This window comes from Shewanella sp., assembly GCF_048265805.1.
Taxonomy (GTDB): Bacteria; Pseudomonadota; Gammaproteobacteria; order Enterobacterales; family Shewanellaceae; genus Shewanella.
Map to the genome: position 1 here is coordinate 65,965 of NZ_JBLXAT010000008.1, position 19,889 is coordinate 85,853.

At 47.9% G+C, this 19,889-nt stretch carries 25 protein-coding genes; 17 read left to right on the forward strand and 8 right to left on the reverse strand.

Translation table 11 applies throughout. The annotated features are described in order from the left end of the window. Nucleotide 1 precedes the first annotated feature (1 nt). The 5 genes from ACN0TT_RS07655 to ACN0TT_RS07675 all read left to right on the forward strand — a co-directional run bounded on the left by ACN0TT_RS07655 (nucleotide 2) and on the right by ACN0TT_RS07675 (nucleotide 2,375). A complete protein-coding gene (locus ACN0TT_RS07655; protein ID WP_417761556.1) occupies nucleotides 2–781 on the forward strand; it encodes a hypothetical protein in 780 nt (259 codons plus the stop codon). Nucleotides 782–895: 114 nt separating this feature from the next. Further along, nucleotides 896–1,138 (forward strand): hypothetical protein, encoded by a 243-nt coding sequence (locus tag ACN0TT_RS07660; protein WP_417761557.1) that lies wholly within the window; start codon nucleotides 896–898, stop codon nucleotides 1,136–1,138. Between the two features lie 9 nt (nucleotides 1,139–1,147). After that, a complete protein-coding gene (locus ACN0TT_RS07665; protein ID WP_417761558.1) occupies nucleotides 1,148–1,657 on the forward strand; it encodes a hypothetical protein in 510 nt (169 codons plus the stop codon). Between the two features lie 31 nt (nucleotides 1,658–1,688). Beyond that, nucleotides 1,689–2,021, forward strand: coding sequence for a hypothetical protein (locus ACN0TT_RS07670; RefSeq protein ID WP_417761559.1), 333 nt, complete (start codon nucleotides 1,689–1,691; stop codon nucleotides 2,019–2,021). A 12-nt stretch (nucleotides 2,022–2,033) separates the two neighbouring features. Then, on the forward strand, nucleotides 2,034–2,375 hold the full coding sequence (locus ACN0TT_RS07675) for a hypothetical protein (protein ID WP_417761560.1): 342 nt from the start codon (nucleotides 2,034–2,036) through the stop codon (nucleotides 2,373–2,375). Nucleotides 2,376–2,523: 148 nt separating this feature from the next. On the opposite strand, the gene ACN0TT_RS07680 is transcribed toward ACN0TT_RS07675, so the two are convergent. Both ACN0TT_RS07680 and ACN0TT_RS07685 read right to left on the reverse strand, forming a co-directional pair. Continuing rightward, entirely contained in the window at nucleotides 2,524–3,084 is a 561-nt protein-coding gene (locus ACN0TT_RS07680; RefSeq protein WP_417761561.1) for an SMI1/KNR4 family protein, read from the reverse strand. Nucleotides 3,085–3,309: 225 nt separating this feature from the next. Then, nucleotides 3,310–3,684: a DUF4168 domain-containing protein gene (locus tag ACN0TT_RS07685; RefSeq protein WP_417761562.1), complete on the reverse strand. Its 375-nt coding sequence runs from the start codon at nucleotides 3,682–3,684 to the stop codon at nucleotides 3,310–3,312. A gap of 299 nt (nucleotides 3,685–3,983) precedes the next feature. On the opposite strand from ACN0TT_RS07685, the gene ACN0TT_RS07690 reads away from it, so the two are divergent. Together ACN0TT_RS07690 and ACN0TT_RS07695 are read left to right on the forward strand one after the other, a co-directional pair. Beyond that, nucleotides 3,984–5,441 (forward strand): ATP-binding protein, encoded by a 1,458-nt coding sequence (locus ACN0TT_RS07690; RefSeq protein WP_417761563.1) that lies wholly within the window; start codon nucleotides 3,984–3,986, stop codon nucleotides 5,439–5,441. After that, complete coding sequence (locus ACN0TT_RS07695) at nucleotides 5,438–6,775, forward strand: sigma-54-dependent transcriptional regulator (protein WP_417761564.1); 1,338 nt, start codon at nucleotides 5,438–5,440, stop codon at nucleotides 6,773–6,775. The genes ACN0TT_RS07690 and ACN0TT_RS07695 overlap by 4 nt, the downstream gene beginning before the upstream one ends. Nucleotides 6,776–6,915: 140 nt before the next feature. Here ACN0TT_RS07695 and ACN0TT_RS07700 read toward each other — a convergent pair whose 3' ends face one another. After that, complete coding sequence (locus ACN0TT_RS07700; protein ID WP_417761565.1) at nucleotides 6,916–7,449, reverse strand: hypothetical protein; 534 nt, start codon at nucleotides 7,447–7,449, stop codon at nucleotides 6,916–6,918. Nucleotides 7,450–8,080: 631 nt separating this feature from the next. Between ACN0TT_RS07700 and ACN0TT_RS07705 the strand changes: the two genes are divergently transcribed. After that, on the forward strand, nucleotides 8,081–8,557 hold the full coding sequence (locus ACN0TT_RS07705) for a DUF4291 domain-containing protein (protein WP_417761629.1): 477 nt from the start codon (nucleotides 8,081–8,083) through the stop codon (nucleotides 8,555–8,557). 163 nt (nucleotides 8,558–8,720) lie between these two features. Here ACN0TT_RS07705 and ACN0TT_RS07710 read toward each other — a convergent pair whose 3' ends face one another. Both ACN0TT_RS07710 and ACN0TT_RS07715 read right to left on the reverse strand, forming a co-directional pair. After that, on the reverse strand, nucleotides 8,721–9,752 hold the full coding sequence (locus tag ACN0TT_RS07710) for an NADP-dependent oxidoreductase (protein WP_417761566.1): 1,032 nt from the start codon (nucleotides 9,750–9,752) through the stop codon (nucleotides 8,721–8,723). 105 nt (nucleotides 9,753–9,857) lie between these two features. Beyond that, nucleotides 9,858–10,448, reverse strand: a complete 591-nt coding sequence (locus ACN0TT_RS07715; protein ID WP_417761567.1) for a TetR/AcrR family transcriptional regulator — start codon at nucleotides 10,446–10,448, stop codon at nucleotides 9,858–9,860. 593 nt (nucleotides 10,449–11,041) lie between these two features. Between ACN0TT_RS07715 and ACN0TT_RS07720 the strand changes: the two genes are divergently transcribed. Next, nucleotides 11,042–11,260 (forward strand): hypothetical protein, encoded by a 219-nt coding sequence (locus ACN0TT_RS07720; protein ID WP_417761568.1) that lies wholly within the window; start codon nucleotides 11,042–11,044, stop codon nucleotides 11,258–11,260. Nucleotides 11,261–11,369: 109 nt separating this feature from the next. Here the strand turns inward: ACN0TT_RS07720 and ACN0TT_RS07725 are convergent, their stop codons facing one another. Together ACN0TT_RS07725 and ACN0TT_RS07730 are read right to left on the reverse strand one after the other, a co-directional pair. Next, entirely contained in the window at nucleotides 11,370–11,972 is a 603-nt protein-coding gene (locus ACN0TT_RS07725) for an alpha/beta hydrolase (protein ID WP_417761569.1), read from the reverse strand. 163 nt (nucleotides 11,973–12,135) lie between these two features. Beyond that, complete coding sequence (locus ACN0TT_RS07730) at nucleotides 12,136–14,040, reverse strand: methyl-accepting chemotaxis protein (RefSeq protein ID WP_417761570.1); 1,905 nt, start codon at nucleotides 14,038–14,040, stop codon at nucleotides 12,136–12,138. 779 nt (nucleotides 14,041–14,819) lie between these two features. On the opposite strand from ACN0TT_RS07730, the gene ACN0TT_RS07735 reads away from it, so the two are divergent. From ACN0TT_RS07735 to ACN0TT_RS07765, 7 genes are all read left to right on the forward strand, one after another. Then, on the forward strand, nucleotides 14,820–14,912 hold the full coding sequence (locus ACN0TT_RS07735) for a transposase (RefSeq protein WP_417761630.1): 93 nt from the start codon (nucleotides 14,820–14,822) through the stop codon (nucleotides 14,910–14,912). Between the two features lie 165 nt (nucleotides 14,913–15,077). Continuing rightward, nucleotides 15,078–15,629, forward strand: a complete 552-nt coding sequence (locus tag ACN0TT_RS07740; protein ID WP_417761571.1) for an NADPH-dependent FMN reductase — start codon at nucleotides 15,078–15,080, stop codon at nucleotides 15,627–15,629. Between the two features lie 303 nt (nucleotides 15,630–15,932). Further along, nucleotides 15,933–16,148 carry a DUF4177 domain-containing protein gene (locus ACN0TT_RS07745; RefSeq protein WP_417761572.1) on the forward strand — a complete coding sequence of 72 codons (216 nt, stop codon included), beginning with the start codon at nucleotides 15,933–15,935 and terminating at the stop codon, nucleotides 16,146–16,148. 2 nt (nucleotides 16,149–16,150) lie between these two features. Then, nucleotides 16,151–16,375 carry a membrane protein insertion efficiency factor YidD gene (gene yidD / locus ACN0TT_RS07750; protein WP_417761573.1) on the forward strand — a complete coding sequence of 75 codons (225 nt, stop codon included), beginning with the start codon at nucleotides 16,151–16,153 and terminating at the stop codon, nucleotides 16,373–16,375. Continuing rightward, nucleotides 16,375–16,767, forward strand: a complete 393-nt coding sequence (locus ACN0TT_RS07755; RefSeq protein ID WP_417761574.1) for a TM2 domain-containing protein — start codon at nucleotides 16,375–16,377, stop codon at nucleotides 16,765–16,767. Before yidD ends, ACN0TT_RS07755 begins: the two co-directional genes overlap by 1 nt. A 97-nt stretch (nucleotides 16,768–16,864) precedes the next feature. Beyond that, the gene (locus tag ACN0TT_RS07760) at nucleotides 16,865–17,254 is read left to right on the forward strand and encodes a VOC family protein (RefSeq protein ID WP_417761631.1); all 390 of its coding nucleotides are present in this window, start codon (nucleotides 16,865–16,867) and stop codon (nucleotides 17,252–17,254) included. A 247-nt stretch (nucleotides 17,255–17,501) separates the two neighbouring features. Next, entirely contained in the window at nucleotides 17,502–18,296 is a 795-nt protein-coding gene (locus ACN0TT_RS07765; RefSeq protein ID WP_417761575.1) for an endonuclease/exonuclease/phosphatase family protein, read from the forward strand. Nucleotides 18,297–18,420: 124 nt separating this feature from the next. On the opposite strand, the gene ACN0TT_RS07770 is transcribed toward ACN0TT_RS07765, so the two are convergent. Beyond that, the gene (locus ACN0TT_RS07770) at nucleotides 18,421–19,032 is read right to left on the reverse strand and encodes a Yip1 family protein (protein WP_417761576.1); all 612 of its coding nucleotides are present in this window, start codon (nucleotides 19,030–19,032) and stop codon (nucleotides 18,421–18,423) included. 297 nt (nucleotides 19,033–19,329) lie between these two features. On the opposite strand from ACN0TT_RS07770, the gene ACN0TT_RS07775 reads away from it, so the two are divergent. Continuing rightward, entirely contained in the window at nucleotides 19,330–19,719 is a 390-nt protein-coding gene (locus ACN0TT_RS07775; RefSeq protein ID WP_417761577.1) for a glutaredoxin family protein, read from the forward strand. Nucleotides 19,720–19,889 lie beyond the last annotated feature (170 nt).

Consider the following 19,889-nt stretch of genomic DNA (forward strand, 5'->3'; position numbering starts at 1 on the left):
GATGAAAACGGAATTTTGCAGCGCGCCGCATGAACGCGTTGATTTATGTTGTGATTATTATCGACTGAGCGATTACCAGAGTTTTGCTGAGGTGCTGGCATTCTACGAGCAGCAGCGCGCCGCCGCGCCAGACCATCAATGGTTGCTCACCTTAGATGACCTCGCACAAGCAGATTACACCTCTTGCCATGCTTGCATGTCGCATGACCTCGATGACGTTAGCACCCTGAGCACCGCCTTAGATCTATCGCACTTGCCAGCAACGCGCTTTGAAGATGGCAAGCACGTTGGCTATCTGCAGCTCCCCGCCGAAATGATCATTCGCCAAACCCATTTTCAGCAGCACTTAGCTGAGACCAGTTTTCAGCAAGTATTAGACCGCAATATCGGTTTTACTACGGATTACGACGTGGACTTTCTCACCGCCAATCAACGACCGCTTAGTGTGGTTGATAATGTGATATTGCTGATCAAAGTGCCAGTGAGTGAGCCGCTGGAGGCGCTGCTCGGCCTACCTAATGGCTATTTCACCAGTGATTTGTCACCGATGGAAAGCTATCGTTTGGCGGAGCGGCTACAGCGTGATTTTGGTTATCGGCTGCTTGGCGTTGGGGCCAGCTATTTAGGCTTTTACCAAACCCGCATGTTGACCAGCGCTGATGTCACGCAACTGCTCATGTTAATGCAGCAGGTTTACCGTGATATCACCCAAGAAGAGTTACGGCACGTTGAGCAGGTAGTCACCAGCCAGCCGCTGTTATTACTGAGTTATACCGAATAGCCTAGGGGCTGTTTATCTTTGCTGATTGTTTTTGTAGCAGGCAGCGCGTGATTTAGGCAAGGCAGGTGATGTGCCGTGTAGTTATTCTCCACCAACACACTCTAGGAATTAACGATGAATAGAGAATGGCCGACAAACGAAGAATGTTACGCTGCAATGGCGGCGCTGGCACAGGACTATTTTACTGGCGCGCAATTAGCCAAGTGGCAGCAACATATTGACGATGGGCTGGTACGGGGGCAAATGCCAGCAGGCAAGGGCTTTTTGCATGAACTCGATGGTGCCGTTAAAGTTGGCTCGCCGATGACGCCACAGCAAAAACAGTGGTTTGATACGATTTGTGCCGTTTGTATTTGAGGTAATGTGATGACCACTAAACAACAAGCGCTAGCCTATTTTGAGCAGATAGGCTTACCGGCCTTTTTTACCCGTTTATACCGTGGTGACTATGACAAGGATGACATTACCATTCTGGTCGGTTGCCCTGGAGAGTATTTTCTGATGAATGATGCCGAGCAGGCGGCATACTCAGATGGCGTGCTCATGCCGGTGATTGCCGACCATGATTTTGCACGTATGGTGTTCCATCATCCGCAGCAACAGCGCTTTATTGAGTTGTACACTGAAGACGGTGAGCCGCGGAAATCCTACGCCAACTGCCGCCAGCTGTTTTTTGAAATTGTCTGCCGTGCCCATGAGAGTTTTGAGGATGAACCTGATGTGGTGTTGGCTATCTGCCAGCAGTTGCAGTTAACGGCGGTGGAAACCAGAGATTGGCTGCAGTTTCTCAACGATGACATTAGCACCAGTTATGAAGCGTTTGAGACTGCCAAAGCGGCCTATCAAGCCAATATCGGCCATGGTTTATCACGTTAGGCGTGATACCAATCAGCGATGAGGCTAACAGATGCAACTGACATTAATGGCAGATTATTACTGTTATCCACTGTGGCGCAGAGAAGCTGACGGTGTCCGGGAAAATATCGACCCAGCAACACTCGACATCTCGGTAGAGTTACAGCAACAACTCGCGGCTTGGGATGACCAATACCAAGCGATTTACCGGCCGGATGATCCGGTTGCGTCAGCCTTTACTAGCGGTGAAGCTGAAGCGCGGTTTGTCAAGCAAGGTTATCAGTTATTGCAGGCGTTACAGCGGCAATTGCCAGCGGTGGAGTGGCGCTACTTTGATGTGGCGCGCAACTGCGAACTGCCCGCACCAGCAAGCACAGCACAATAGTAGGTGATATTGATGGCAGATTATGCGCAAGTGACCTTACAACAAGCGCTGAAAGAGATTGTCGCGCAGTTACAGCAACCGCAATCAGACGCGGTCAAAGCGCAGTTAGTGGCGCAAAAACAGCAGTTGAGTGCCGCGCTGCACTTACTGGCAAAATGCGAGCAATATGGCGTGACGGCTACGGCCAATTTCACTCGGTTGCCCGCGCAGTTATGCACTACGCCGAGTAGCGAATACCGCATTGTTGAGGACTGTGAATCGGACGACCCACGTCACTGGCAAGAGCTTAAGATTGACGATAAACCCTTTAACTGTGTGCGCTTAGCGCCGGATGATGTTGTTATTGCCCGTTAGCTTTATGCGCACGAGTAAACGCACGCAAAAACGTCAACATGAGGCACCCGCGTCAACATCTGAAGCGCTTTTGGTGAGATAGCTCGTATCAGCGCAACAGGTTGAACGCTGATAGTATTTGGTTGTACCCAGGCGCTTATCGGCGAAATCAGAGGTAGTGTTCGCTGGTAAGCCAGCGTTCATACCAATCTAAAAAGGTCATGTCGAGTGGGTGCATGCCTTCATCAACTGCAGAAAAGTCCTTCCACACAGTGCCTCTGCTGGGCCCCGTTACCACTAATTTTATGTAGTAACCACTACCAAGATCAGCCACATCCAATGTGCTCGCATGGAAGAAGTCTAAGGTGCGGTAAAAGGTCTCGTTGTCCATCTGCTTGCTGGCATTAAGCTGTTCAGCGCGGCAAACCTCCGGCTCATCTTCTTGATGGTACTCTTCCGTGTGCGGGAAAGGTGTAGACAAAATGGTTTCATAGCCCGCATGTTGACGGAAATAATCCACCGCTTGCGCCAGTGGTATCAACCCAGCGGCTGGCCCTATGCCGCCATTGGTTACCTGCAGTAGAAATTGTCGATAATCTTCAGGTAGTGTGATGTGAAATCCGCGCTCGAATTGTTGCAACTCACTTGCGGTGATGGGGGATAGCGGCTTGTGATGATGCTCTGGACGGTTGAGTAATAATGTGCGAATACGATCGAGTTGTTGTTGCATCGTCTACATCCTCATGACTGCTGTGCAGGTCTTCCGCGTACGCGAATATTAACATTGAACGCAGTCGGGTTTTAGTTATAAGACCGTCCATTCATTGATAGTGCCGTTGGGAGTAGAGGATAAATGGAATAACATACTGATTCTAAATTTTTTTCTTGTAAAAGGCGCGAATAGTGCTAGAACCTTGTGAAAGCAATGGCGTACCCGAAGGTACGCCGATGGGGATTAACCGTTACCCATCTGCTTCAAGCGGGATTGCAGATTAGTGTCGCTCTGTACGGCACGGGCAATCAGGTTGTAGTCTTCCACAGACAAGCCACTATCTTGTACGGCGTTTACCATATCTTGGTTCGCTTGCTGTTGGATCGCTTGCGCTTGGTTTTGATCTTCCACTTTTTCAAGCTTCGCCATGGCGTCGACGCGGATCTCATTTACCGATTCTTGAGCACCGGCAAACTGCTTAAGCTGAGAATCGGTAACCTCAATTTGCTGTGCTTGTGGCGCTGCTGCTTGTTGCGGTTGTTGTGCCGCGAATACCGAGGCGACAGGCGCAGTAGCTAACATGGCTGACATCAGTGCAGTAATGGTTAATTTACGCATAATCGACTTCCTTCTGTTTTATTTAAATTCGTACTGACTAAAGCTAAAACCTTGCCAGTTTGTAAAATTAGTTAACATCTAACTGTTTTTATTAGTTTATTTTTCATTGCTGCATGTGTGAAATAGCTGGCGCTTTGAGTTGCGGTGGATATTTATGATACGGTGAAAGTATCAATTAGTGACAAATATATACACCTGTTGTGTTGGCAGTGAGACAGCGTTAAGCGCTGATAGTGAGCCTATTACCATTGCTAGCTAGCCGAGCGGCGCAACATAACACGATTGCTGCGGAGGAGCTTTTGACCAAAAAATATCGCATGACACTTGCTACACGCATGTTGTTGCTCGTGTTTCTCCCCTTGTGGGCGTTGTCTGGGGCATCGATAGGCATTGGCACTTACTACATGGCCGAGCAGCAGACGCGCAAGCTTAAAGACGATATCAAACTGATTGCTCGAGCGATTCGGGTGCCGATAGGTGAGGCGCTTAATCAAGGCGATTTAGCCACCGTGCAGCGCACGCTCGATGCGGTATTTTCACTCGGGCAGGTCTATGGCGCTTCAGTCTATAACGGTGAAGGTCAACGCATCGCCGCGGCGGGAATTGCTCGGCAAGAAGATACGGCCGCTAACCCTCTCGCCGAGCAGATGGTGCGTGTCGGCCAAGATGGTGATGCTTATCAGCATCAGGCTGGCCGCCGAGTATTTTCTCACTTTGTGCCAGTGACCGATCCTACTGGCAAAATTTCCAGCATGGTGGAAGTGACCCGCCGCGCGAGCGACTTTTCTACCACCATGGACCGCATTGCTTATTGGGCATGGGGCAGTTGGGGCGTTGTTGGCCTACTAACCTTTGGCATTGTGTTGTTGGGATATCGGCAAGCGGTTGGGCGGCAAGTTGCCAACCTAACCAAAGTCATGGCCGATGTCGGTGCGGGAAAACTGGAGTTGCGGGCGCCAACGTCCGGTGCGACAGAATTGGGAGATATTGCTAAAGCGTTTAACCAGATGTTGGACAACATGGCAAGTGCGCAAGCCTCTATTGCTGCCCACCGCCAGCAAGAAGCCACATTGAACCAGCAGCTTGAGCGACAAGAGCGCATGGCTGCGCTGGGACGACTGGTGAGTGGTATTGCCCATGAACTTGGCGCGCCATTGAATGTTATTGATGGCCGCGCGCGGCGTCTCAGTCGTAATAACGATGATGCCCCCGCGCAACGTGAACTGAGTGCGATTCGCGGTCAAGTGCAGCGGCTTACGCGCATTGTGCATCAGCTATTGGATTTCTCTCGCAGCGGCGCGCAGTTGGAGTCGATCCTATTACGGGAGTTAGTCGAAGCGGCGGTCGCTTCGGTTAAACATGAACTCGCACATGGTGAGCCACCGCAGATCACCCTCGATATTCCGGCTACCGCGATGGTGACGGTTGATCCCGCGCAATTTGAACTGGTGCTAGTTAACTTATTGCGCAATGCCTGTCAGGCGGCCACTAAGAGCGTCGGCGTCAGCTATCAAACCAATGAACATGGCTGGAACTTAGCTATTTGGGATGACGGCGCTGGTATTGCTGCGGATATCGAGCCACAGCAGCTACTCGAACCGTTTTTTACCACCAAGCCTAAAGGTCAGGGCACAGGTTTAGGTTTGGCCATTGTGCACAATATTGTCAGCGACCATCAGGGCGAGCTACAGCTGAGCCACGCCGAAGCAGGTGGGCTACAAGTGTCACTGTGTTTTCCTAAGGACGTAACCTCATGAATATTTTATTGGTAGAAGATGATGCTGCCTTAGCTGAATTACTTTGTGAAGAATTAGAAGCGGAAGGCTATCAAGTGCAGACGCTCGATTCAGTGGAGGCGGCCGAACCTTTATTGGCGACCACCAATGTCGACTTGGTGATTTCCGATCTCCGTCTGCCGGGCCGGAACGGCATCACACTGTTACCGATAGTCAAAGCGATGAATAATGCGCCAGCAATGTTACTGATCACCGCCTTTGGCTCAGTTGACCAAGCGGTACAGGCATTAAAAGCGGGCGCCGATGACTTTCTCACCAAACCATTTGATATGGACCATTGCTTATTGACGGTAAGGCGGTTGCTAGAACATCGCCAGCTCAAAGCCAGCGTAGGCGGACGGCGTTTTCACGGCATGTTGGGTGAAAGTGCTGCCATGCAAAACTTGTTTAAGAGTATCGAGCAGGTAGCGCGCGCAGATAGTCCCGTATTAGTGCTGGGCGAAAGCGGTACGGGGAAGGAGCTGGTGGCTAAAGCCATTCATCAGCAAAGTGAGCGTAAACAAGGTCCATTTTTGGCGGTGAATTGTGCGGGTATTCCAAGTGAACTGTTAGAAAGTGAGTTCTTTGGTCATGCGGCGGGCGCTTACACTGGTGCCGGCAAATCTCGGCAAGGGCTGTTGCGCGAAGCTGAACGTGGCACATTACTGCTGGACGAGATTGGTGAAATGCCGTTGGCACTGCAAGCGAAACTGCTACGAGTTCTGCAAGAGGGTACAGTGCGGCCAGTCGGCAGCGATAAAGAAGTGAGTGTCGATGTTCGCATTATTGCGGCTACGCACCGTGACCCCGAAGCTATGGTGGCGGAAAACCAGTTCCGTGAAGATCTGTTTTTCCGACTGGAAACCTTTACTTTGCACGTGCCGCCACTGCGACAGCGGGGGGATGATATCGCATTGTTGACGCGTTATTTCCTGACTCAGCAACAGCAAAACAGTAAAACGCAGGCGCGACAACTGAGCCAGGCCGCGTGGCAAATTCTGCTCAATTACAGTTTCCCTGGTAATGTGCGCGAGCTACAAAATGCCATGGAGCGGGCGGCGGTATTTTGCGACGGTGAAGAGATAAAACCTGAGCACTTGCCACAGCGTATGCGCCAGTCGCAGGATACCGCGGTACAAAATATGTTTGCAGGACTTGGCTCTGAATCACTGCCACCGCTGCTATCGTTGCAGCAAGATTATGTGCATTACGTGCTAGAAAAGACCCAAGGCAACAAAGCGCAAGCGGCGCAAATTCTCGGGGTGACACGTCGTACGTTATACCGTTGGTTAGATGAAGCGCATAAAGAGCGTTAGCGTATTGACGTTACTAGCATCGCAAGGAGGATTGGTGTGATGGAGATACGGCGGCTTGTCGATTGATAGTCGCGGTGTAGCTGGTTGCAGAGGTTAGCAGGCGAAGGTATGCAAGATTTACGTACCTTCGCCATGTTTATTTAGAATTGGTAACCGACAGAAAATCCACCCGTAAAACCATCTTTATCGAAGTCAGCATCCTCAATGCGGCCATAACCAAACTCTACACGCACTCGCAACCCGCGTTCGCTGAGACCATGCCGGTTGTAGCTGTAACTCAGGCCTACGCCATTTACTGTGTGGTGGTCAAATGCTTCAGCGAAAGGACGAGCTAGCGCTGAGCACAATTCGTCGTCAAAGTCGGCTGGTTCTCCAGATGAATTCCCTTCTTCACATACATAGCGATGGCCACTTTTCACCCCCAGCGCTCCACCAAAAATACCCAGCGCATGGCGATTATTTGCGCTCGCCGCTTGCTCAAAACCGGCGGAGAATCCGTCATCTAAGCCCAATTTATAGTGAGCAAACCAACGCTGTTCAGCGTTGGGAGAATAGGAGACTTCCGGAATAAAAACATAGGGAACCCCCCCCGTTACAGAAAAGTGTGTTCCTTCTGCCAACACTGGCGCAGAGCTACAGCACAATAGTGCTGTGGCCAACAATATTTTTCGCATCTGACTTCCTTATACATTCATACAATTACACACCATCGCTATTGATGATGAATCCTTTTTTGTCGATATTACGCGCAGTGTGTAACTTAATTAATCGTTAAAAATGTAAATTAATGTTTGTTTTTAGGCAGATAGACTAGGCTAGGCTGATTACGTATGAGGTATAAATGGGTGTCTATAACGGTAGCTAGCTGATTTATGCCGTCGAATTTGACATTGGCACGTACCGCTTCAAAGAGATATTGCTAGGCCGCAGTAGTACAGTAACTATTCAGGGGGAGCCTCGTACGTGACTGCGCAGGTTGCAGCGGAGGAGGACTTATTCTAACATCGTTTTCACTCCTTACCCCGCTAAAAGTTGCGCGGCTCTCGGCCGCATAAATATCAGTAGTCAACGTGGAATCGAGCAAATTGGTCGGTGCTGCTCGTACGCAGTTAACGCCAGCACATTGCTTTAGCGTAGGTGTCTTTACGGTCACGTAGACCAAGGAATTGATGATGAGTTGTTTTGCTTCATTGCAGTTAGCCCCTTATGTACAACAACAAGCCACGTGGCCGCAGCAAGGGCAGCTGATTATGGCGCAAGTATGACGATGAAGGAATTTACGTCTACCAAGCTTATAACAGCGCTATCGGTCATTACGCTGCGGAACATGGCCGTTTCGGCGGTGATTTTAGTTTTCACCGTATGTCTTGGATTAAGCCCAACTTTTTGTGGATGATGTATCGCTCGGGATGGGGCACTAAGCCTCATCAAGAGGTGACACTGGCTATCAAACTACGCCGAGCGGCATTTGAGCAACTGTTGCAACAGGCCGTTGCCTCCAGCTTTACCACCAGCAATGTGAGCGACCAAGCGCTGTGGCAGCAGCAAATTGCTGAGTCTGATGTGCGCTTACAGTGGGACCCAGATCATGATCCCTACGGCGCTAAGCTTAATCGCCGTGCAGTACAAATTGGCATTCGTGGCAATTCATTAGTGCGCTTCAGCAATGAATGGATCATTAGTATTGAAGATATTTCGCCGTTTGTTGCTGAGCTGCGCCAACATGTGCAGCAGCAAGATCTCAGTGCCTTGCAAACGCCACTAGAGCGTGTTTTTCGTTAGCATTAATTCACGAATACTGGGGCGTAATTCATGCGCGTTTGTGCGTCATCTTCTCGTGTGTGGATAGTAAAAAGCCATAGATAACAATGTGTTAGTTATGGCTTGTAACGCTTTGCAGAATGTAAGTTATAGCGCTATCGTGCTAGGCAGGTTATCAACGTGGTTACAGCGGTTGATTGACTTGTACGACAACTTTGCCGAAGTTCTTTCCATTCAGCAGATCAATCAGATGTTGTGGCGCTGTTTCTAAGCCTTGCTCCAATTGTTCGCGGTATTGGATTTTGCCTTCACTCAACCATTGTTGCATATCTTTCGCAAACGCTGGGTAACGGTGCTGGTTGCCATCAAAGATAATAAAGCCTTGTACTTTAATGCGTTTTACCAGCAGTTGTACCATTAGCATGCCGGAACGATCTGGGCCCGCTGGCAGTTCGGTAGCGTTATACTGGGAGACTAAACCGCATAAAGGAATACGGGCATGGGCGTTCAGCAGTGGCAGTACGGTATCAAATACTTTGCCGCCAACGTTTTCAAAGTAAACGTCAATACCATCGGCGCAAGCGGCTGCCAGCTGTTCGGCAAAGTCGGGTGCTTTATGGTCGATACATGCATCAAAACCTAATACTTCAACAGCATGGCGACATTTCTCTGCACCGCCAGCAATACCTACCGCGCGACAACCTTTGATTTTGGCAATCTGTCCCACAGTGGCACCTACTGGGCCAGTGGCGGCAGCGACGACCACTGTTTCACCAGGTTTGGGCTCACCGAAATCGAGTAAACCTACATAGGCAGTAAAGCCCGGCATACCTAAAACACCGAGTGCATATGAGGGCAGGGTTGGCTCTTTGCCTAATTTCACCAAATCTTGACCATCGGTTACGGCATATTGTTGCCAGCCACCTTGATAGGTCAGTACCCATTCACCCACTGCATAATCAGGATGATTAGACATTTCTACTTGGCATACGGTGCCACCCACCATGACATCGTTAACGGCGATAGGGTCGGCGTACGATTTAGCATCGCTCATGCGGCCGCGCATGTAAGGATCGAGTGAAAGATAAATATTACGCAATAACACTTGGCCATCGGCTGGCACAGGTTTGGCGACAGTTTCTACACGAAAATTTGCTGCGGTAGGTTCGCCTACTGGACGCGAAGCCAGCACAATACGCTGGTTGGTATCAGTCATGTCTATGTCCTTCTTTATTGATTAGACCAGTCGTCTAGTATTGCTTTAAAAAAAACCGCTTAACTGAATAAGCGGTAGTTATCGAAATAGATAGCAACGCTGATGTTAGTGCTGCTTTCCTAGTAATTGGGCTGTTGCTTGCAACGCGTGTTGCAGGCTGCTGTCATCGAGTCGAATTTTTACCAGTAAGCTAGCACCTAACCACAAGTTATACAGCACCTCGGCGCAGTGGCGAGTATCACTTAGCTGGTATTCGCCACAGCGTTGGCCTTGTTCAAGTGCGCCCGTCAGCGTGCTAATAATCTGCTCGGTACCAACCAAGAATGCTTGGCGCATCGCTTCTGACAAGTCAGCTACTTCACTGGCAAGTTTGACCACCAAACAGCGACCATGGGGGCAATCGGCACTGTTGTGTTGCAGCCACTTCTGCCAGTACTGCAGTAATCTGTCGTAATTGCTTAGGTTTGGCTGGGCAAAAATCTGCTGCATCGCTGCGAGGTGACGAGCAAAGTATTGTTCGACCAACACTGCGCCAAACTGCTCTTTGGAGGCAAAGTAGTGATAGAACGAGCCCTTCGGTACGTCCGCACTCTTTAATAGTTCTGACAAGCCCATACCTGTGAAGCCTTTGGTTAACACCAATTGATAGCCTATATCAAGAATGTGCTGTTTTGTGTTACGTGTCTTACCGTTCATGGCGGCTAGACTAACAGCGATTAGACCGGTCGTCTAGTTTGTTTTGATGAGATCATCATCGCCGATAGCATTAAGTTAAAACCAAAAGATAGCACATGAGAATAATTGCTATAAAAACATTCAATTAGTTAGATATTTTGATGCTGCCACTAATCGTAGATAGAGAACAGAGGACGAATTTTTGCGCATTTATGAAGCAATAAAATAGCGAAAGTGTGTCTGTGCAACATCATCCACTTGAGTAGATTTGTAGGAATAGGCAATCTAATACGATGGCTAGGCAAGCGAATTTCACCCCGTCAGCACTACGATAACCGCATTAATTTGAGCCATGGAGCACTTAGTTGGTCGCTGCCGTGGGCTCTTGAGGAGAATTGTTAGTTAGGTGTCTTGAGCGTGAAACCAAGTCGTCGCCATTGTTGGGTGTATCTAAATGGTGGGCGATTATCTCGTTAATGCGAGGGGCTGTTGGTGGAGAATAACTACACGGCACACCACCTGCCTTGCCTAAATCACGCGCTGTCTGCTGCAAAAACAACCAACAAAGATAAACAGCCCCTAAGGGTTGCCGCTCCGTCAGTCTAATAACTGAAATGGCGCAAGAGCTGGCGGTATCTGCGGGTGTAGCAGGGCAGATGATCTCTACGACTGCGACCTTAGCCATGTTGAGTGGTTTAATTTTGCCATCACTGCTGAAAAAGCTTGATCGGCGGCAGATGATTTTGGGCATTACTCTGTTGTTGGTACTGTCATCGTTGCTGACTTCGGTAGCGAGTAATATTTGGTTGCTGCTCGGTGCCCGTGCTCATTAACGTGTTACTGGCGCGAATGCATGTAACACGCATTCATTCGCACACTTTTTTGGGCCTGAACGGTTATCTCACAAATCAATGCTCGACGAACATGTAAGCGAATGTTGGCTTATCTAAATCGCTGCGCGAGAAATTCGCTGGCAGTGGCCACACCTTGAGGTGAAATAGAGTGAATCAACTCCGGCTCAAATTGCGTTGAAACCTGATGCCCCAGCTCGCTTAGCGCTGTTGCTGCCGCTGCGGATTCGGTATGCGGCACCACAGGATCGCTCAATCCATGCACTAGTAACACGGGTACAGCTTGTTTCACTTGGTAAGGTGTGGGTGATGCTAGACGACCAGAAAATGCCACCACACCTGCAAGCGGCCAGTGAGCACTGACCAAGGCATCTAGCGACATCATCGCCCCTTGAGAAAACCCAATCAGAACGACTCGGTCATGTTGAGGAGCAATATCGTATTGATTGAACAAGTTTGCGAGCAGTTCATCAAACGCCGCGCGAGCATTTTGGATGCGTTCAGGGCGATTGGCATTGGTAATACCTTGTAAGCTAAACCATTGATAGCCGCTACCCATGTCTGAATAAAAGGGGGCATTAGGTGTTAACCACAGTACATCTTTTATCTGTTGTTGCCACTGGCTGGCGAGTGGCGCCATATCGGCACCTTGACTGCCAACACCGTGTAACAAGATTACGACTTTTTTACTCATGATAATTCCTACGACAGAAGTTTGCGCCAGCATAGGCATAAACGCGTAGGATATTAACCGTACTGTTGGGGAAATATTATCAACCAAGTGTTGATAATCGGCGGGGTGTCAACTTACTCAGCGCCAAAACCTCCGCGGCCATGGCGCTGAGTAATAAAAGCTATTACAGCTTAAATTGACCTACGATCGCGTTCAATTTGCTGTTGATTTGCTCAAGGTTCAACGTGTCTTGATGGGTTTGTTTGCCGCTACTGTCGAGTTTTACCACCATGTCACTAATGGCGGTCATATTGGCGCTTACCTCTTTGGTGACGCAACTTTGTTCTTCGGCAGCCGTAGCGATTTGCTCGCTTAGTTGGTTAATTTCGTTCACGTAATCGATCAGTTTAGCTAAGCTGCTCGCCACTTCTTCCGATTGCTCCGCGGTATTTTCACAACGTTGTTTGGTTTCTGCCATTGACTGCTCAACCTTACGACAGCCGATGGTGAGTTGTTTGATGACGATTTCAATTTCACGGGTGCTATCTTTAGTGCGGCTAGCGAGGGCGCGCACTTCGTCCGCAACGACTGAGAAACCACGGCCATGTTCGCCTGCACGCGCAGCTTCAATGGCGGCATTGAGTGCCAACAAGTTAGTTTGCTCGGCAATTTCTTCAATCATCGATAGCACTTTGCTGATGCTCTGTGTTTGTAGGCTCATCTGTTGTACGTCATTTGCGGCAATGTCGACTTCATCCATCAAAGCATGGATGGTGCTTTCAGAGCGGGCGATGACTTGGCGAGATTCTTGGCTAACGCTGCTAGCGCGTTCAGTCAGACTGGCGGTATTGGCGGCATCGGTAGCCATGGCATTCGCGGTGGCATCCATTTCTTCAATGGCTGTTGCCACATGTTCTGTTTCCTGCACATGCTTTTGCAAAATAGTGTGGTTTTGCGCGCTGTTTTGTTTCAGATTGACGGCGTTACCGTGGAGTTCTTTGGTCGCGCTATGAACTTCCAGCATCAGTTGTTGCAAGTTCCCCATGAAGGTATTCACCCCGGCTGAGATCTTGCCTATGTCGTCTTGGGTATTTACTGGCAAACGTTGGGTTAAATCACCATTACCGTTTGAAAGACCAATAATGGTGTTACGCAATAATACGATAGGGCGATAGAGGTATTGGATGAGGGTGATCACTACGATAACACTGACTACCGAAGCCAAAATCGTGATAATCAATGCCATGTTGCGTGACTTAGTCAGCGCGGCGTATGCTTCCGATTTATGTAAGCCCACGGCGTAATACCAATGTTGGTTGCCAAGGTCGATACGATGGGTAAATAGCAGTTTTTCCTCACCGTTTAGCTGATATGTCGAAGCGGTATTTTCTTGTGAACGCGCGTGATTGATTGCGTCCACAAACCAAGCTTCTTGGTTAAGGTTATCACCAGTTTTAAACACCGTAGAAGAGCTGGCTAATACTTGATTATCTTCATCAAATATCAAGGCGATACTGTTGGCTGACAGGCTGCTGGCATCAAGCAGATTATTCAAAAAATTTAGGGTTAAGTCACTGGAAATGACCCCGTCATTGAATTTGCTAGCGATGGTGATCCAACGTTGTCCATCGGTACCTTTATAAGGTTTAGTGATAATACCGCCACTCGCTTGTTTCGCGGCAATATACCAAGGCCGACTGCGAATATCGCCTTGATACTTATGATTGGGAAATTGACTATCTTGCTGGTTCCAAAAGCCATCACCATTATCGAAGGCGACCATCGCACTGGGGGTATTGAGTGTTTTGGCTAGAATTTGAGTTTGTTGAATCACCGCCTCGTTGGTGCGATCGATACGATTATTGCTGAAGTAGTCCGCTAGATTGTTTACACCACGGAGTCGTTCATTAATTGTGGCTTCAATTAATTCTCCCTGACCATCGACGTAGCTATTACTCTGCGCTGAAATTGAATGTGTTAACGATTCTTCTTGCTGTAAAAACAGCAAGTAGCTGGAGATAGATACTGATAACGCTACTAACAATGCAATCGACAAGATCAGTGTGCGTTTAAGTTCAGCATTTTGCATTTTTATCGTTCCTTGCGAAACAACTGTGGGGAAGGTGATAAACCAATTTTTATGGTTAAATTGTGGCAAATAAAACTTAATATCATTGATTTTTATATGGAAAATCTTGCTGCGCATTATATTGTTACGCGCTATTACTGCTATATCAAATTGCTAGGGGCTGTTTATCTTTGCTGGTTGTTTTTGCAGCAGACAGCTGCGTGATTTAGGCAAGGCAGGTGATGTGCCGTGTAGTTATTCTCCACCAACAGCGCCTAACGCTGAATAAATTGCGCGCTGTCGCTGCCCGAAGGGTTCATTTAAACGCCTCCTGAACTTTGTTGCGCCCAGCTTGCTTAGTTGACTAAGCGTCGCAGGTCTCGCCTCGTTCATAACGCGTTTAATTTGGACAAAAATTAAACACTAAAGATAAACAGCCCCTAGGAAATGAAGGATTTGTGAAAGGTATCAACTTTGTGGCTAATGAAGTTTACTTAATGCTGGTTTGAATAAGATTTGTTCGCACCTTGCTAGCAACAATGCCAGTAACTCTCGACAATTGTTGTACTTTCCCTGTTCAGCAACACGCTGACGCTTTCCTTTCCGTAAGTGACCACACAACTTCATGTCGTATCGGCCAGTGCGCTATTGATATTCGGCGTATCATATATTCAATTTTTCATATGTGAAGTTATTTATGAGTATTTTGGGCGGCGTTGCTGGCGTTTTATCAATGTCATCGCAAGATTGATACGATTGCTAAGCAAGATGAAAAGCCCAGCGCCTTATGAAACGAGGGCATTGGACCCACAACGGCTACAACAATGATCGCATCAGTCGGTGATATTCGAGAATTTCAAAATGGGCGACAGTTCGCTGTTCCCCAACGCTAAGCTAAACCTATGCCGACTGCTTTAGGTGGGCACTTTTATGGGGAGCGGCTAGCCGCATCGTCATAATGTCATGTTCAATAGTTAATTTGAAAACGGTCCAGCTTGTGACTTAGATTAAGTGAATCCAAGGTAACTCCTATCCATAAGTGAAAAAGGACAGACACGATGAGTGATACGAAACAGCAGTTGGTAGTGTTAACGGGGAGCTTACGCCAAGCGTCTTTTAATGCGGTGATCGCTCGATCGCTGGCGGAACTGGCTCCAGCAAACAGTAAAGTCACCTTGTTAGGTTCCATCGGCGATTTTCCACTTTATGATCAAGACCTGCAGGATGAGCAAGGTTTTCCTGTGGCGGTCGTCGACATGGCCAATGCCATTGCAGCGGCCGATGGCGTGATTATCGTTTCGCCCGAATATAACTACTCTGTACCTGGGGTGCTTAAAAATGCACTGGATTGGTTGTCGCGTATATCACCACAACCGTTTGCAGGTAAACCGGTAATGATCACCTCTGCATCGCCCAGCGGTTTAGGTGGTGCGCGTATGCAGTATCATCTGCGGCAAATTCTAGTATTCTTTGATGCCAAAGTGATGAACAAGCCGGAAGCGATGATTGGTCAAGTCGCCAGTAAAGTCGTGGATGGCAAGTTGGTTGATGAACCCACGCGTGAATTCCTACAAAAGCAGTTACTGTCTTTTAGTGTATTTGCGTGTTAGAACTCGCGATATCGCATCAATTCATCGTGGCGTAATAGTCGCGTAGTACGTGTAATAGTGGCGTAGATGATTCCATTCTGCGCTACTCGACGTTTCTGAAAGTCCTGTTCTCTACCATCTTGTCTTAGATTGTTTGGTCAATTCTGCTGTCACTTAGTGTGATCTCTATCTGCATGTAAGCGTTAAATTAGATTGAAAAATATTCATGTAATTCATTGGTTTGCTGACAAAATCTTGACAGTTGACGCGATAAAATTGCTCATGCATTATGCAGCGCTTTGAAGTAGAAATAGGGATGAGAGAATGACTAAGTTCAACGAATACAAAGTGGTACACATCGCTGAAGGCGGTTGCGGCACTATCTTTTTGGGCGCGAGTGGCTTGCCTTTGCAAAAGATTGAAGCTGAGCTGAACAAATACGCGCAAGATGGTTGGCAAGTGGTATTCCAAGTGATTGAGAAAAAGCGTTTCATGCTGTTTTGGCAACGTGAAGCGGTGATCATCACCTTGGGTCGCTAAGCTTGTTTAAGCGCGTATCGCTTAAATTGATCCACCATTACCAACGTAGTGGTGGGTCAAAAAAACTGCTCAATATTGAGTGTAACTTTGAGCCATCGTGTTCGGAGTACACCAAGCAGTGCATTATGAAATATGGTGCAGTAAAAGGCTGGCGCTTAGGGCTGGCACGGATTAAACGTTGCAACCAACCGGACTTGGTTGAGAAACAGATTGATGAGGTGCCATAGTGCGTTTTTGGGAGCCGATAGAACAGCTTGAAGCCAAGGAAGATGCGCTGCGCCAGCAAGTCAACGCGCTGCCAGAGCCGCAACGTAAGCAATACTACGCCGAGCAATCTAAACGGCTCAAAGATCCTGACACCTACGCCACCCTTAACTGGTTGTTTCTCGGTGGCATCCACCACTGTTACTTAGGCAAATACGCACTGTTTGCGGTGGAGTTTTTGCTGTTAGTCATCAGCTTAGTGCTGATTATTGCCGGTTATCATTTTCTGTTTTGGGTGATTGCCGCCATTGCTGTGTTTGAATTGCCGCAGCTGTTTTACTCGCAACGCATCGTACGAATTTATAACTATCGGCTGTCGTTAGATATTTTGCAGCAACTCGGCCATATCGTTTGATTCCCCGTATGGTTTACTCGGTAAATGCTTGGCTTGCATTCTTCGGGTTTAGTACCGAACATGGAGCAAACTAAACGGCAATGACCGATGATCTATGCTGCTGAAAAAAATCCACCATGTCGCCATTATCTGTAGTGACTATCAGCGTTCCAAAGCGTTTTATTCGCAAGTCTTGGGGCTAAAGATTATTGCTGAAACCTACCGTGCATCGCGCGATTCTTACAAGTTAGATTTAGCCCTGCCAAGTGGTGAGCAAATTGAACTGTTTTCTTTCTCATCTCCACCTGCGCGCTTAAGTCGCCCCGAAGCACAAGGGCTACGGCATCTGGCTTTTGCGGTGGATTCAGTTGATGAGACTGCTAACGAATTATGTCGTCGTGGTATTACTGTTGAGCCGATACGAGTTGACGAATTTACTGGCAGAAAGTTCACCTTCTTTCAAGATCCTGATGGTCTGCCGCTAGAACTATATGAACAGCCCGTTTAAGCGGTCGTCAATGGCAAACAAAGTGTGGTGCGAAAAGTCAGTTGGGGAACCGCTGAATAACTTCAATGATAGGAAAGCTGATACATCATATTGGGAGAAGCAGCCTCTTGTATGTGGCAATGTTAATTAGTCATATCGTTCATTGCTGCTTGTTGCTGAGTATTGGGCCTGAATCGCTACATTTGCGGGTGACACCTTGGCGCAATGTTAAGTAATATAGCGCGACTTTTTCATTCAGGTAAAACTTATGCGTTTAATTTCACTGTCTCGTCTATTGGCGAGTGTTGCGCTGTGTTGCGCGGCTGTCGGTACCGTTAATGCAGCGCCTGTTGCTGTGATGGGCTATAACGTTGAAGGCGGTTATCTGCCTGGTGCTACCGAACCTACCGTAAGCCAGTATATTCAACAAGCGCCCAAAGCTGACATCTACATGCTCAGTGAGCTGACTATTTCATGGGCTAAGCCACTGGCGAATACCATGGGAAATTTCAAATATATCGTGTCAAAAAATGCGGTTGAGACAACCGATGCGCTTGGCATTTTCTATAACAGTGAACGCTTTACCTTGGTGGATAACACTGAATTGGTATTTGGTGTGCACAAGTATGAACGACCAGCCATTATCGCGACGTTGCAAGAAAAGGCGACGGGCAAAACGTTTAAAGTGGTAGGTAATCACTTAATGCGCGGTCAAGCCGATTTGCGTCAGTTACAAGCCAAGAAATTAGTGGCGTGGGCTAAGAAGCAATCGGGCAACGTTATTGCGTTGGGCGATTATAACTTCGACTATGATCTTCCCACAGCAAAGGGCAATAAGGCGTTTAATCTGTTCATGGACAGCGGCGAATGGCATTGGGTGAAACCTGCAGCCTTGCTGAAATCTAATTGCGACCCGCAATACAACAGTATTTTAGACTTTGTGTTTATCCATGGTAGCTATCAGTCAGCCAGTTCAGAGATTTTGTTCCCAGAAGAAGAATACTGTGTTGATGATGAGCAACGTCCAGATCATCGTCCAGTCTTCGCGACGATTGAACTGTAATTTAGTGAATGTGTACGTTGGGCACAAGGACGTGCCTTTAATGAGAAAAGATGAATGCGCCAGACGGCGCGTGGCCAGAAAAACTGCCATCCTTGGCCAGTGATGATAGATCTGACTGCAAACCTTATTTAAAAAACTGCCACATCACGCTGGTGTTAGACCCCATATTCCACAGCATAACGACCACAGTAAGCAACACTTCCAACAACAATACGCCCCAGCCCAATGTCATGCCTGAGATGATAAACCCTTTGTCGTGGCTAATGCCTAGAAACCGAGGCGTTCCTTTATAGAGCAGATAACCCGTATAACATACGCCAGCGCCTAGTGCTAATAGGCATACCCAAAATATCGGATAGATGGCAACAATACCGCTTAAAAACATCGGCGTAGCGGTATAGCCTGCGAATACCACACATTCACTGCGGGGTGGACGGCTCGGATAACGCCTTGCTAGCCAATGTATTAAACTGCCAACAATCCACACCGCACCCAGCATTAATGCATAAAAGGCAATGCCAAGGGCGATACCGTTGGTTAACGACACCTTGTACGACTCATCACCACCAAAGGTCCAACCGAATTGGGTAGTACCAATAAAGGAGGCAATGACTGGAATTGCCGCTAATCCTAAAATATGGTGCATATAAAGATGGGACACTGTCTCATGTTCAGCGCTAATTTGATGCCATTCCCGTCCGGGATGCAGCAACAACCCTAGAATGTGGTTACTCATATTTGACCTCACCATGTCTTTAACTGTATCAAGTGAACAAATTGTTAACACTTGCCAGTAAAGTGTAGATAGCGGCTGATGACTTGAAAAAGAACGAATAGTGATTATCAGTTACGCCAATATAGCGATAAATTAGAAGTCGCTGAGTTAGTGAGCAACGTAGTGAGGCGCTTGAAGTGAGAACGAGTGGAATTATTCACGACGGTGGTAGTGGCGCTCGCCAGTTGCCTAGATGGGCTGGTAAACTACGCGCAATTTATTTGATGCTAATATAGCTCGTTGATTGAAAGGAAACCTATGCGTATTGTTATTAGACTGTTTTTTAAGCTGTTACGCCGAATTTTGATGCCGTTTATGCTGATTTACGCGGCGGTTTCTAAACCAAAACCTATTCAACGTGAGGCCTGCGAGCAGGCAGAAGTGGATCAACAGTGTCGGGCGCTGACGCTTTACCAATACAGCACCTGTCCGTTTTGTATCAAAGTGAAGAAAGAGATCCACCGTCTCGCATTGCCTATCGGACTGGCGAATGTGCTCAAAGACCAACAAGCACGCAGCGAACTAGAGCAGCAGGGCGGTAAAGTACAAGTGCCTTGTTTGAAAATTGTCGCTGACGATGGCAACACTCAGTGGCTGTATGAATCTGATGCAATTAAACAATATCTGCAGCAGCGGTTTGCCGCCTAATAGTGCCACTCGGCATGCGTTAAACGCTTAAATTTCGATACTTTGTTAACGGGCTGGCTACAAATGTGATATTCCCCAGTCGGTTAGCACAGATTTAGCTTCGCTGTTTTGTCAAAAGTTAGCGAAGTGTTATGCTCCGGCCAGTTTTGTTTGCTGTAGCAATCACAAGG

Excerpts from the sequence above, each read along its gene's own strand:
- ACN0TT_RS07655 (WP_417761556.1), top strand. The coding sequence starts at position 2 with ATGAAAACGGAATTTTGCAGCGCGCCGCATGAACGCGTTGATTTATGT.
- ACN0TT_RS07660 (WP_417761557.1), top strand. The coding sequence starts at position 896 with ATGAATAGAGAATGGCCGACAAACGAAGAATGTTACGCTGCAATGGCG.
- ACN0TT_RS07665 (WP_417761558.1), top strand. The coding sequence starts at position 1,148 with ATGACCACTAAACAACAAGCGCTAGCCTATTTTGAGCAGATAGGCTTA.
- ACN0TT_RS07670 (WP_417761559.1), top strand. The coding sequence starts at position 1,689 with ATGCAACTGACATTAATGGCAGATTATTACTGTTATCCACTGTGGCGC.
- ACN0TT_RS07675 (WP_417761560.1), top strand. The coding sequence starts at position 2,034 with ATGGCAGATTATGCGCAAGTGACCTTACAACAAGCGCTGAAAGAGATT.
- ACN0TT_RS07680 (WP_417761561.1), bottom strand. The coding sequence starts at position 3,084 with ATGCAACAACAACTCGATCGTATTCGCACATTATTACTCAACCGTCCA.
- ACN0TT_RS07685 (WP_417761562.1), bottom strand. The coding sequence starts at position 3,684 with ATGCGTAAATTAACCATTACTGCACTGATGTCAGCCATGTTAGCTACT.
- ACN0TT_RS07695 (WP_417761564.1), top strand. The coding sequence starts at position 5,438 with ATGAATATTTTATTGGTAGAAGATGATGCTGCCTTAGCTGAATTACTT.
- ACN0TT_RS07700 (WP_417761565.1), bottom strand. The coding sequence starts at position 7,449 with ATGCGAAAAATATTGTTGGCCACAGCACTATTGTGCTGTAGCTCTGCG.
- ACN0TT_RS07710 (WP_417761566.1), bottom strand. The coding sequence starts at position 9,752 with ATGACTGATACCAACCAGCGTATTGTGCTGGCTTCGCGTCCAGTAGGC.
- ACN0TT_RS07715 (WP_417761567.1), bottom strand. The coding sequence starts at position 10,448 with ATGAACGGTAAGACACGTAACACAAAACAGCACATTCTTGATATAGGC.
- ACN0TT_RS07720 (WP_417761568.1), top strand. The coding sequence starts at position 11,042 with ATGGCGCAAGAGCTGGCGGTATCTGCGGGTGTAGCAGGGCAGATGATC.
- ACN0TT_RS07725 (WP_417761569.1), bottom strand. The coding sequence starts at position 11,972 with ATGAGTAAAAAAGTCGTAATCTTGTTACACGGTGTTGGCAGTCAAGGT.
- ACN0TT_RS07730 (WP_417761570.1), bottom strand. The coding sequence starts at position 14,040 with ATGCAAAATGCTGAACTTAAACGCACACTGATCTTGTCGATTGCATTG.
- ACN0TT_RS07740 (WP_417761571.1), top strand. The coding sequence starts at position 15,078 with ATGAGTGATACGAAACAGCAGTTGGTAGTGTTAACGGGGAGCTTACGC.
- ACN0TT_RS07745 (WP_417761572.1), top strand. The coding sequence starts at position 15,933 with ATGACTAAGTTCAACGAATACAAAGTGGTACACATCGCTGAAGGCGGT.
- ACN0TT_RS07765 (WP_417761575.1), top strand. The coding sequence starts at position 17,502 with ATGCGTTTAATTTCACTGTCTCGTCTATTGGCGAGTGTTGCGCTGTGT.
- ACN0TT_RS07770 (WP_417761576.1), bottom strand. The coding sequence starts at position 19,032 with ATGAGTAACCACATTCTAGGGTTGTTGCTGCATCCCGGACGGGAATGG.
- ACN0TT_RS07775 (WP_417761577.1), top strand. The coding sequence starts at position 19,330 with ATGCGTATTGTTATTAGACTGTTTTTTAAGCTGTTACGCCGAATTTTG.